This window comes from Pseudomonas sp. 5P_5.1_Bac1, from assembly GCF_025466015.1.
Taxonomy (GTDB): domain Bacteria; phylum Pseudomonadota; class Gammaproteobacteria; order Pseudomonadales; family Pseudomonadaceae; genus Aquipseudomonas.
On sequence record NZ_JANLNX010000059.1, the window covers coordinates 207535 to 219058 of the forward strand.

13 protein-coding genes are annotated in these 11524 nt (G+C 61.7%); 8 read left to right on the forward strand and 5 right to left on the reverse strand.

All coding sequences use genetic code 11. The features are described 5' to 3' along the window. Window positions 1-17: 17 nt before the first annotated feature. Both NTD82_RS14395 and NTD82_RS14400 read right to left on the reverse strand, forming a co-directional pair. Complete coding sequence (locus NTD82_RS14395) at window positions 18-863, reverse strand: AAA family ATPase (protein WP_110968521.1); 846 nt, start codon at window positions 861-863, stop codon at window positions 18-20. Window positions 864-999: 136 nt separating this feature from the next. Further along, a complete protein-coding gene (locus NTD82_RS14400) occupies window positions 1000-2073 on the reverse strand; it encodes a DUF748 domain-containing protein (RefSeq protein ID WP_262129182.1) in 1074 nt (357 codons plus the stop codon). Window positions 2074-2200: 127 nt separating this feature from the next. On the opposite strand from NTD82_RS14400, the gene cysK reads away from it, so the two are divergent. From cysK to NTD82_RS14420, 4 genes are all read left to right on the forward strand, one after another. After that, entirely contained in the window at window positions 2201-3175 is a 975-nt protein-coding gene (gene cysK / locus NTD82_RS14405) for a cysteine synthase A (RefSeq protein ID WP_262129183.1), read from the forward strand. Between the two features lie 169 nt (window positions 3176-3344). Then, window positions 3345-4280 carry an aspartyl/asparaginyl beta-hydroxylase domain-containing protein gene (locus NTD82_RS14410; protein ID WP_095153903.1) on the forward strand — a complete coding sequence of 312 codons (936 nt, stop codon included), beginning with the start codon at window positions 3345-3347 and terminating at the stop codon, window positions 4278-4280. A gap of 107 nt (window positions 4281-4387) precedes the next feature. Then, a complete protein-coding gene (locus tag NTD82_RS14415; protein ID WP_256680093.1) occupies window positions 4388-4513 on the forward strand; it encodes a hypothetical protein in 126 nt (41 codons plus the stop codon). 82 nt (window positions 4514-4595) lie between these two features. Next, window positions 4596-5465 carry a DMT family transporter gene (locus tag NTD82_RS14420; protein WP_262129184.1) on the forward strand — a complete coding sequence of 290 codons (870 nt, stop codon included), beginning with the start codon at window positions 4596-4598 and terminating at the stop codon, window positions 5463-5465. Here NTD82_RS14420 and NTD82_RS14425 read toward each other — a convergent pair. Continuing rightward, window positions 5422-6330: a DMT family transporter gene (locus tag NTD82_RS14425; RefSeq protein WP_262129185.1), complete on the reverse strand. Its 909-nt coding sequence runs from the start codon at window positions 6328-6330 to the stop codon at window positions 5422-5424. The two genes, NTD82_RS14420 and NTD82_RS14425, sit on opposite strands and share 44 nt — an antisense overlap. Window positions 6331-6559: 229 nt before the next feature. On the opposite strand from NTD82_RS14425, the gene aceK reads away from it, so the two are divergent. After that, window positions 6560-8290, forward strand: coding sequence for a bifunctional isocitrate dehydrogenase kinase/phosphatase (gene aceK, locus NTD82_RS14430; RefSeq protein ID WP_262129186.1), 1731 nt, complete (start codon window positions 6560-6562; stop codon window positions 8288-8290). Window positions 8291-8299: 9 nt separating this feature from the next. Here aceK and NTD82_RS14435 read toward each other — a convergent pair whose 3' ends face one another. Further along, on the reverse strand, window positions 8300-9166 hold the full coding sequence (locus NTD82_RS14435) for a DUF6279 family lipoprotein (RefSeq protein WP_095153899.1): 867 nt from the start codon (window positions 9164-9166) through the stop codon (window positions 8300-8302). 155 nt (window positions 9167-9321) lie between these two features. On the opposite strand from NTD82_RS14435, the gene NTD82_RS14440 reads away from it, so the two are divergent. Then, entirely contained in the window at window positions 9322-10158 is an 837-nt protein-coding gene (locus NTD82_RS14440; RefSeq protein WP_095153898.1) for a S1 RNA-binding domain-containing protein, read from the forward strand. Here NTD82_RS14440 and NTD82_RS14445 read toward each other — a convergent pair whose 3' ends face one another. Then, on the reverse strand, window positions 10159-10536 hold the full coding sequence (locus NTD82_RS14445; RefSeq protein ID WP_262129187.1) for a hypothetical protein: 378 nt from the start codon (window positions 10534-10536) through the stop codon (window positions 10159-10161). A gap of 192 nt (window positions 10537-10728) precedes the next feature. Between NTD82_RS14445 and NTD82_RS14450 the strand changes: the two genes are divergently transcribed. Then, window positions 10729-11169 carry a hypothetical protein gene (locus tag NTD82_RS14450; RefSeq protein ID WP_371864259.1) on the forward strand — a complete coding sequence of 147 codons (441 nt, stop codon included), beginning with the start codon at window positions 10729-10731 and terminating at the stop codon, window positions 11167-11169. 90 nt (window positions 11170-11259) lie between these two features. Further along, window positions 11260-11439: a CsbD family protein gene (locus NTD82_RS14455; RefSeq protein WP_110968531.1), complete on the forward strand. Its 180-nt coding sequence runs from the start codon at window positions 11260-11262 to the stop codon at window positions 11437-11439. The last annotated feature ends 85 nt before the right edge of the window (window positions 11440-11524 follow it).

Here is an 11524-nt window from a genome sequence, read left to right on the forward strand (position 1 = left end):
CATTCGCCCCCGTTGGCTCAGCGGTTGCCGCGACGGCTCATGAAGGCCAGGCGCTCAAGCAACTGCACGTCCTGTTCGTTTTTCACCAGGGCGCCGGCCAGCGGCGGGATGGCCTTGGTCGGATCGCGCTCGCGCAGCACCGCTTCGCCGATGTTGTCGGCCATCAGCAGCTTGAGCCAGTCCACCAGTTCGGAGGTGGACGGCTTTTTCTTCAGGCCCGGCACCTTGCGCACGTCGAAGAACACGTCCAGCGCTTCGCTGACCAGGTCTTTCTTGATGTTCGGGTAGTGGACGTCGACGATCTTCTGCAGGGTGTCGCGGTCGGGGAAGGCGATGTAGTGGAAGAAGCAGCGGCGCAGGAAGGCGTCGGGCAATTCCTTCTCGTTGTTCGAGGTGATGATGATGATCGGGCGCTGCTTGGCCTTGATCGTCTCGTCGATCTCGTAAACGTAGAACTCCATCTTGTCCAGTTCCTGCAACAGGTCGTTGGGGAACTCGATGTCGGCCTTGTCGATTTCGTCGATCAGCAGGATCACTCGCTCTTCGGCTTCGAACGCCTCCCAGAGCTTGCCTTTCTTCAGGTAGTTGCGCACGTCGTGGACCTTGTCCACGCCCAGTTGCGAGTCGCGCAGGCGGCTGACCGCATCGTATTCGTAGAGGCCCTGGTGGGCCTTGGTGGTGGACTTGATGTGCCAGGTGATCAGCCGGGCGCCGAAGGACTCGGCCAGTTGCTCGGCGAGCATGGTCTTGCCGGTGCCCGGCTCGCCCTTGACCAGCAGTGGCCGCTCCAGGGTGATCGCCGCGTTGACCGCCAGTTTCAGGTCGTCTGTGGCGACGTATGCGCTGGTGCCTTCGAACTTCATGTGCCCATCCTCAATTGCGGATGCCAAGGGACATGGCCCTGGCGGAAAATTGTCATGCGCGACTATAACGTGCGTCCTACGAGACTGGGAACGCAGACGGCCCATTCAGTCTCTGAATGGGCCGTCACTCAATGACTCAGTCAGACTTGGGCGGCGAGCGCTCATATCGTGCACTGAAGGCTTGGATAAAGCCGTTGCGCAGAATCTGCAGAAACGCCTCGAAGGCGCTGATATCGCTCTGGTGCACGCTGCCGGAAAGCTCCACGCGGGTGGCGAACTGGTTTTTCGGCTGGTTCTTCAGCACCGTTTCGCTGGCGCCGACCAGCGCTTCCCAGATCGAGCGGAAGAAGTTTTTGTCCTTGTTTTCGACGTCCTGCTGCCAGTTGAACACCTCGACATCCCGCAGCAGCGGCTTGATGTAGCCGCTGAGTTTGCCTTTCTGCGCCCGGGCTTCGATCACCAGGTCACCGTGGCCGGCGTTGAAGTCGAACTTGCCGTAGGCGCTGGCGAAGTCATTGAGGCGGCGCAACTGGATATCGGTGGCGCGCAGGCGGAATTCGAAGTCTTCGAAATTGCTCAGCGGGTCGAACGTCGCGGTGCTCTCCACGGCGGCGTCGCCCAGCAGCCGGGCCTTGCCTTCGAAACTGGCGTCGCGGCGGCCTTCCTTGTCCACCACGTTGGTCAGGTTGTGGATGCTGGCGTTGAGCTGGGTGGCCTTGAGCGAGACGGGCGGCTTGGAGTTGAAGTTGCGGAAGGTCAGGGTGCCGTCCTGGATCAGCACTTCGTTGAGGGTGATCGGCAGGAGTTTTTCCAGTTGCTGGCGCCAGTTGGTGCCGCGACCGGTCTGGGAGGCCTGCTTGTTGCCGCCATCGACGAAGTTGAGCTCGGGCTTGAGGAAGGTCACCTCGGCGACCACCGCATGGTCGTGCCACAGCGAATGCCAGCTCACCGACAGGTCGATCAGTGGCGCGTCGAGCAGCGGCACCGGCACCTTGCCGCTGGTCTTGACGATGGTCAGGCCGTTGATCTTGTAGGCGCCGCGCCACCACGCCAGGTCGACATCGGCGACCTGGCCGCGGTACTCGCCCATGTCGGCGAGCTTGCCATTGAGGTAGTCGCGCACCAGCCAGGGCAGGGACAGGTGCAGGGCGAGCAGCAGCAGGATCAGGCTGGCCAGGCCCACCAAGGGCCAGCGGTAGCGGCGTTTCATCGGCGTCTCCCGGATGCGCATGAAGGGTTGACCGCCGTCAAGGCCGCGGAGTTCGGCCGGGGTAGACGCACCCCCATGGCAGGCTTACCCTTGAGCTTTTCGCTCGGTGCCAAAAGGACCTCCTGCCATGAGCCGTATCTTCGCTGACAACGCCCATTCCATCGGCAATACGCCGCTGGTGCAGATCAACCGCATCGCCCCGCGCGGGGTCACCATCCTGGCCAAGATCGAAGGGCGCAACCCGGGTTATTCGGTCAAATGCCGGATCGGCGCGAACATGGTCTGGGACGCCGAAAGCAGCGGCAAGCTCAAGCCGGGCATGACCATCGTCGAGCCGACCTCGGGCAACACCGGTATCGGCCTGGCCTTCGTTGCCGCCGCCCGTGGCTACAAGCTGGTGCTGACCATGCCGGCGTCGATGAGCATCGAGCGCCGCAAGGTGCTCAAGGCCCTGGGCGCCGAACTGGTGCTGACCGAGCCGGCGAAAGGCATGAAGGGCGCCATCGAGAAGGCCAACGAGATCGTTGCCAGCGACCCGTCGACCTACTTCATGCCGGCGCAGTTCGATAACCCGGCCAACCCGGCGATCCACGAGAAGACCACCGGCCCGGAAATCTGGAACGACACCGATGGCGCGGTTGACGTGCTGGTGGCGGGCGTCGGTACTGGCGGCACCATTACTGGCGTATCGCGCTACATCAAGAACACCCAGGGCAAGGCCATCCTCTCGGTGGCCGTGGAGCCGGTGGTTTCGCCGGTGATCACCCAGGCCCTGGCTGGCGAGGAAATCAAGCCGAGCCCGCACAAGATCCAGGGCATCGGCGCCGGGTTCGTGCCGAAGAACCTCGACCTGTCGATCGTCGATCAGGTCGAGTTGGTCAGCGATGACGACGCCAAGGCCATGGCCCTGCGCCTGATGCAGGAAGAAGGGATTCTGTGCGGTATTTCCTGTGGCGCGGCAATGGTTGCTGCGGTGCGCCTGGCCGAGAAGCCGGAAATGCAGGGCAAGACCATCGTGGTGATCCTGCCGGACTCCGGTGAGCGGTATCTGTCCAGCATGCTGTTCAGTGATCTGTTCACCGATCAGGAAAACCTGCAGTAAGCGATGGGCATACCGCTAAATCCTGATCTCCGGCAAATCCACGATCCCGCCGTTGTTACATAATCCTCAAAACTCTCTATCAGGCCCCGGTTGTTTTTACCGGGGCCTGTTCGGTTTATCATGGACGATTTCCGGCGCCGAGCCTGAACGAAAATTCCAGGAGTGATGCATGACTTTTTCCTTCGTCGCCAAGGCTGGCGTACTGCTGTTGTTCTTCGGCAGCGTCCTGTACGTGCACCTGCGCGGCAAGGCACGCCTTCCCGTGCTGCGCCAGTTCGTCAACCATTCGGCCTTGTTCGCGCCCTACAACTCGCTGATGTACCTGTTCTCCGGCGTACCGTCCAAGCCATACCTGGACCGCGAGCGCTTCCCCGAGCTGGATGTGCTGAAGAACAACTGGGAAACCATCCGCGAAGAGGCCATGCACCTGTTCGACGAGGGTTATATCCGTGCCGCCGAGAAGGACAACGACGCCGGTTTCGGCTCGTTCTTCAAGAAAGGCTGGAAGCGTTTTTACCTGAAGTGGTACGACAAGGCGCTGCCGTCGGCCGAGCTGCTGTGCCCGAAGACCGTCGAGCTGGTCAACAGTATTCCCAATGTGAAAGGCGCGATGTTTGCCCTGCTGCCCGGCGGCAGTCACCTGAATCCGCACCGCGACCCGTTCGCCGGTTCCCTGCGTTATCACCTGGGGCTGTCCACGCCCAACTCCGATAACTGCCGGATTTACGTTGACGGCCAGCCCTACGCCTGGCGCGACGGTGAAGACGTGATGTTCGACGAAACCTACGTGCACTGGGTGAAGAACGAAACCGAAACCACCCGGGTGATCCTGTTCTGCGACGTCGAGCGTCCGCTGAGCAGCCCGTTCATGACCCGCGTCAACCGCAAGGTCAGCGCGTTCCTCGGCCGCGCCACTGCGCCGCAGAACACCGATGACGAGCGCGTCGGCGGGATCAACCAGGCCTATGCCTGGAGCAAGAAATTCAGCAATGTCATCAGCGCCCGGGTGAAGACCTTCAAGCGCGCCAATCCCAAGGCCTACCGCGTGATGCGGCCGGTGCTGGCGGTGGTTGTGGCTTATCTGCTGTATCGCTGGTTGTTCTGATTTCAATCGCTGGCAAGCGGCGCACCGCTTGCCAGCGAGAGTGTCTTGCGCCATTAAATGGCCACGGTTATAGTCCTCAGCACTTCATCTCATCCGAAGACCTCTTCATGTCCGCCACCCCACTCACCACCGTATTCGCTACCGCGCCCGACGCGGTCGTGGTTGTGCGTGCGCCGGCGGTCATCAGCCCTCCTTCACCTGTCAGCAGCGTCGTTGTGGTGGTAGTGGCCTGATCGGCCCATATCCCATCCCGATCTTCTGAGTGCGGCCCCTCCGGCCGTTCGGCTTACTTGCCCGAATACAGGTGGCAAATTCATGTCTGTTCTTTCCAAAGCATCCGTGGCCTCGGCGGCCACCACCAGCCTGTTCGTCCTGCTCTGGAGCAGTGGCGCGATCGTTTCCAAACTGGGACTGGCGCAGGCCACGCCCTTCGCTTTTCTGTTGCTGCGCTTTCTCATCGCCCTCGGCGGTCTGTTGTTGCTCGGGCCGCTGCTCAGGCTGCGCTGGCCCCGTGAACCCGCAGCCATCCGTCAGGCGCTGATCACCGGTGCGGTGCTACTCGGCGCCTACCAGATCTTCTACCTGCTGGCGCTGGACCTGAAGGTCACGCCCGGCGTCATGGCCACGGTCATGGGGGTGCAACCAATCCTCACCGTCGCGCTGATGGAACGGCAACGTTCGTTCAGTCGGCTGTTCGGGTTGTGCCTTGGTCTGGCCGGGCTGGTGCTGGTGGTCTGGCAAGGGCTCGGCCTGGGCGGGATCTCCCTGGCTGGCATGGGCTTCGCCTTGCTGGCGCTGGCGAGCATGACCTTCGGTTCGATCATGCAGAAGCGCATCACCCGCAACCCGCTCGGCACGCTGCCGTTGCAGTACCTCTCCGGGTTGTTGCTGTGCGGGTTGTTCGCACCGTTCCAGCCGCTGGCGGTGCAGCCGGGCGCGCAACTGTGGGGCTCGTTGCTGTGGATGGGCCTGGTGGTCTCGCTGCTGGCGACCCTGTTGCTGTACCGGCTTATTGCCCGGGGCAATCTGGTCAATGTCACCAGCCTGTTCTACCTGGTGCCGGCGGTCACCGCGGTGATGGATTACCTGATCTTCGGTAACCGTCTCGCCGCGTTGAGTCTGCTGGGCATGGGGCTGATCGTTATCGGCCTGCTGTTCGTGTTCCGCCAGCCGGCGCGGGCTTGAGCACCAACCACAAGGCTAGGCCGATCAGCAGGCCGCCGTACAGGTGCGCCGTGGAGATCGGCTCGTCCAGCAGCCAGGCGCCCCAGAGCACGCCGAATGCCGGGATCAGGAACGTCACGGTGGAGGATTTCACCGGACCGATTTCCGTGATCAGGCGGAAGTACAGGATGTAGGCGAAGGCGGTGCACAGCAGGCCCAGGCCCAGCAGTGACAGCCACACCGGCCATCCGCCCCAGCTCGCGGGTGGCTGGGTGGCGACACTCCAGATGAACAGCGGCGTCAGCAGGAGGGTGGCGCCCATCATGCTGCCCAGCGCGGACAAACGGCTGTCGAGGCCGCCGCGCTGGTCCAGCCAGCGCCGGGCGAGAAAGCCCGACAGGCCGTAGCAGGTGGTGGCACCGAGGCAGGCGAGGGCGCCCTGCATCAGCTTCAGGTCGAAGGCCACCGGCCCGGCACCGCTGAGAATCCCCACGCCGAGCAGACCGAGGAAGATCCCCAGCAGCTTGGGCAGCGTCATGGTTTCCTGGAAGAACAGCACGCCGATCAGCACGCCCATCAGCGGCGTGGTGGCGTTGAAGATCGCCGAGTAGCCGGCCGGCAGCACCTGCGCGGCCACCGCGTAGAGCGTCGCCGGAATCCCCGAGTTGATCATTCCGAGCATCAGGGCGACCTTGAACTTGCCCTGGAAATCCCAGCGCACCCGCATCAGCGCGAGGATCACCAGCAATCCGGCGCAGGCGATCGACACCCGGAAAAACGCCGTGGGCACGGTGCCCAGCACCGGGGCGATGATGCGCATGAACAGAAAGCTGGCGCCCCAGACGGCGGCGAGGATCAGCAGACGGGACAAAGCGATGGGGCTCACGGGACTCTCCGGGCAGAAACGGGGGAAGGAGTGTAAGGCATAAGCCGGGGCGATCTCGTCCGCTTTCTTGCGGGCTGAATCCGTTCATGCCGGTTAATGTCGTCCAGCGCGCAAAAACGCCCGTTCGCGATGCTGGCAGAGTGATTCCGATTTGGCTGATCCGCCCCTGTGCAGCGGCCTGCGCCGCGGTTACTCTCAGGCTTTCGTCCTTTGTGCCAGAGGTCCAGATATGCCCCAGCAATGGCCGGCCGTCGATATCGCCCGGATGATCCTCGAAGGTTTCGACAATTACCGTGAGCACTTCCGCCAGATCACTGTCGGGGCCCGCGAGCGTTTCGAAAAAGCCCTCTGGCAACAGATCCAGAGCGCCGCGGCGGCGCGGATCAACCTCTACGAGGAAAAGGTCGCCGAGGTCAGCGCCCGCCTGCACGAGGGCTTTGATGCCGAGGTGCTGCTGGATGTCTCGTTCTGGCCGCTGGTGAAGAGCGCCTACATCAACCTGATCGACCCGCGCCTCGACGATGAGCTGTCGGAGACTTGGTACAACTCGATCTTCTGCAGCCTGTTCAGCCACGACCTGATCAGCGACGGCTGCATGTTCATCCACACCACCCGGCCGTCGCTGCGCGCCCATGAACGTGCAGCGCAGACCCGCGTCTATCGCCCGGACGGGCAACTGGCCGGGCTGCTCGGGCAGATTTTCAACGACTACCGCTTCGATGTGCCCTACGCCGACCTGCCGGGCGACCTGGCCCGCCTGGAAGCGCAATTGCGCGACAACCTGCCGGACTGGGTGTGCAAGGACCCGCAATTGCAGATCGAGCTGTTCTCGCCGGTGCTCTACCGCAACAAAGGCGCGTACCTGGTGGGGCGGATCTTCACCCAGGACGAGCAATGGCCGCTGGTGATCCCGCTGCTGCACCGCGAAGGCCATGGCATCGAGATCGACGCGCTGATCACCGACGAAGCTGATGTGTCGATCATCTTCTCCTTCACCCGTTCCTATTTCATGGTGGATGTGCCGGTGCCGGCGGAGTTCGTCGGCTTCCTCAAGCGCATTCTGCCGGGCAAACATATTGCCGAGCTGTACACCTCGATCGGGTTCTACAAGCACGGCAAATCGGAGTTCTACCGGGCGCTGATCAACCACCTGGCCAGCACCGACGACCGCTTCATCATGGCGCCCGGCGTGCGCGGCATGGTGATGAGCGTGTTCACCCTGACGGGCTTCAACACCGTGTTCAAAATCATCAAGGACCGCTTCTCGCCGTCGAAAAGCGTCGACCGCGCCACGGTGATCGAAAAGTACCGCATGGTGAAGAGCGTCGACCGGGTAGGGCGTATGGCCGATACCCAGGAGTTCGCCGATTTTCGCTTCCCGGTGAGCAAGTTTGACCCGGATTGCCTGGCCGAACTGCTGGAAGTGGCACCCTCGACCGTGACCCTGGAAGGCGACACGGTGCTGGTGCGTCACTGCTGGACCGAGCGGCGCATGACCCCGCTGAACCTGTACCTGGAAAACGCCACCGATGCCCAGGTCCGCGAAGCGCTGGACGATTACGGTCTGGCGATCAAGCAACTGGCGGCGGCGAACATCTTTCCCGGCGACATGCTGCTGAAGAACTTCGGCGTCACCCGTCACGGCCGGGTGGTGTTCTACGACTATGACGAAATCACCCTGCTCACCGAGGCCAATTTCCGCCGCATCCCGGCGCCGCGTTTCCCCGAGGACGAGATGTCCAGCGAGCCCTGGTATTCCATTGGCCCGCACGACGTGTTCCCCGAGGAGTTCCCGCCGTTTCTCTTCGCCGATATGGGCCAGCGCCGTCTGTTCAGCCAGTTGCATGGCGAGCTGTACGATGCCGAGTACTGGAAAGGCCTGCAGGACGCGATCAGCGCCGGCAAGGTGATCGATGTCTTCCCGTACCGGCGTAAAGGCCGCGAAGAAATGATCGCCTGACGGACCGCTTCAGCTTTTCAGGCACTTCAGTTCACTGAAGTCGCGCCGCACCTGGGCCAGCCGGCTGTCCAGGTGCTGGCGCTGTTGAGCGCTGCTCTGCGCCATCAGGTCCACCAGCAAGCTGCGCAATTGCTCTTCGGTGTTCTGGAAGGCGACGCGGTATTCCGGGGTCCAGAATTGTTCTCGGTTTTTCAGCAGATCACCCAGGCGCGGCTCGAAGTTGTCGCTCTGGCGCTGGTCCATCAGATTGCTGAATTCGTTCTGCCAGTGAGCACGGTTGGCGATCCAGGCGCGGTTCTGCTCGCCCAGGCTCGCCGACCAGGCGGCGACCCGTTCTTGCTGCTGTGGACTGAGGCCGCCGAACCACGGCGACAGGCGTTTCTCCATCCGTTCACCGCGCTGCGCGATCTGCTTCGATAGCGGCGTTTTCACGTATTTTGCCTGCCGCTCACGGATATCTTCCGCAAAGCTCTGGCGCATTTCCCGCACCTGCTCGTCGTCCATGCCCTTGAGCAACTGCGCCGCCGACGGGGTGATTTGCTCGGCGACCCGGGCCACGGCCTGACGGGCTTCCTGGGTGCGCTCCTGCAAACCCTGATCGGTGACCTGATCGTTGGCGACCATGCCGCGAATGCGGTCCATCCAGTCCAGATAGCCGGGCAGTTGGGTTTTGCAGTGCCAGGCCAATTGCTGCTTGAGGCGCTCGTTGAGCCAGCTTTTCTGCTGGCGGTTCATGTCCAGGTAATCGCTGAGGGACCAGGGCACCAGCACATCGAGGTTGCGGTAAGCGAGGTCCAGCCGGGTGCATGACAGCAGAAACAGGCTGGCGACGATCAAGGCAGCGGGGCGCAGGCAGCGCAGTAGACGAGCGGACATGGCGAGTCCCTTCGGTTGGCATCCTTACTGGGTATAGAACAGGTCTTCCCATACCGGTTCAACCTGATCTCCTTCAGCAATGAAAGCGCTGATCTGTCGGGCGATTCCCATGGTTCGGGTGTAGAATGCGCGGCTCGCAACGAGGATTTTCGGACATGGCTTTAGTTGGGCGTTACAACACCTTGCAGGTGGTCAAGCACACGGACTTCGGTCTGTACCTGGATGGCGGCGCGGATGGCGAGATTCTTCTGCCCAACCGCTATATCCCCAAGGACACGCCCAGTGAGGTCGAAGACTGGCTGAACGTCTTTGTCTATCTGGACAGCGAAGACAAGCTGATCGCCACCACCGAGAAGGCCAAGGTGCAGGTGGGCGAGTTCGCCAGCCTCAAGGTCATCGAAATCAACAGCATCGGCATCTTCCTCGACTGGGGCCTGCCCAAGGACCTGCTGATGCCGTACTCCGAAGAAAAGCGCCAGATGCGCGCCGGTGAGTACTGCGTGGTGCACGTCTACCTCGACCGCCGCACCCGCCGCATCACGGCCACCGCCAAGCTGGACCGCTACCTGGACCAGACGCCGGCCAACTACCGGGTCGGCCAGCAGGTTGACCTGCTGGTGGTGGAAGAGAGCCCGATGGGCTTCAAGGCCATCATCAACAACAAGCACTGGGGCCTGATTCACAAGAACGAAGTGTTCAAGTTCCTGCGTTCCGGCAAGCAAGAGAAGGGCTACATCAAGGAACTGCGCGCCGACGGCAAGATCGCCCTGAGCCTGCAGCCCATCGGTCAGGACGCCGCTCTTGGCCTGCACGAGCAGATCCTGGCGAAGCTCAAGGCTTCCGATGGCGTGCTGCCGCTCAACGACAAGAGCGATCCGCAAGTGATCAGCGACATGTTCGGGGTCAGCAAGGGCAACTTCAAAAAGGCCATCGGCGCCTTGTACAAGAGCGGTCAGATCGTTATCCACGACAACCGCATCGAGCTGGCCTGATCAGCGTTGGCGATAACCGGAGAAGTCCAGGTTGTCGCCACCGGGCCGCAAGTCACGCAACAGCGAGTCACGGTCGGCCGACAGCGCAAGGCTGATGGTCGCGCGGCGTTTGCCGGCGTTACGCACTTCCATCTTCTCCTGGTGCGTGCGCAGGTCGCGCACCGGCACTTTCAGGTGCTGCAGAGTGTCAGTCTCGGGAGTGTGCAGGAGCAGGTTGACGAACTCACTGTTCTTGCGCAGCCAGGCCACCGGGACATCGAACCACCACAGGTTGCGCTTGCTGTCGAGCACCGCGAATAGCGTGTTGTCGCTGTTCAGCATGGGTTTTTCCAGCGCCTGGTTGCGCCGGGCGATGGCGGTGGGTTTATCGAGTTTCATGCAGGTTTCCTACGGGTGACGCTTGAAAGGTCGGATATTGTGCTGGCAATGCTGTGAAACATAAAGCGACCGCTTTGGTTCTCAACGCCCTCTCTGAACTTTTTCCAGAAATGATGTCAATTTGATTGCGCAAAACCAGCGCCGACGACTGATGTCGCCTTATTGAATGCCAGGCTGGTCCCTGGTATCGCCATGGAAGAAAAAGAAATGCGGGTACTCATCGCTTTGCTGTTGATGTTCAGCGGGTATGCCAATGCCAGTTGTGGAACGATCAGCGACTCCGATCAACGGACGTACTGCTATGCCAAGACGGGGAGTGGCAGTTGCGGAACCATCAGCAACTCCGATCTGCGCACGCAATGCTATGCAGAGACCGGTAACGGCAGTTGCGGCACCATCAGCGACAGCGATCAGCGTACGTACTGCTATGCCAAGACGGGGAGCGGCAGTTGCGGCACCATCAGCAACTCCGATTTGCGCACGCAATGCTATGCCGAGACCGGTAACGGCAGTTGCGGCACGATCAGCGACAGCGATCAGCGTACGTACTGCTATGCCAAGACAGGGAGCGGGAGTTGCGGGACCATCAGCAACTCGGATCTACGCGCCATGTGCTATTCCGAGACCCAGTGAGCCTTCGGGCGAAAAATAAATGAAACTCTGCGCTTCGCTCGCTACTCAACCAACATGTCAATTCTGACGTTCCCTTCCAGGAGAAATCCCATGAGTGGCACCAAAGATAAAGTCAAAGGCGTGGCCAACGAAGCGGTCGGCAACATCAAGCAAGGCGTCGGCAAGGTTACTGACAACGACAAACTACGCGCCGAAGGCAAGGCCCAGGAACTCAAGGGCGAAGCCCAGCAAGCGGTCGGCAAGGTCAAGGATGCCGTGAAGAAGCCTTGATTGCTGTAGCTGTCGGAAAGCGGCCATCTTCGGGTGGCCGTTTTTTTGTCTGCAGGATTGAATCGCGACCATCTGCGTGGGGTCT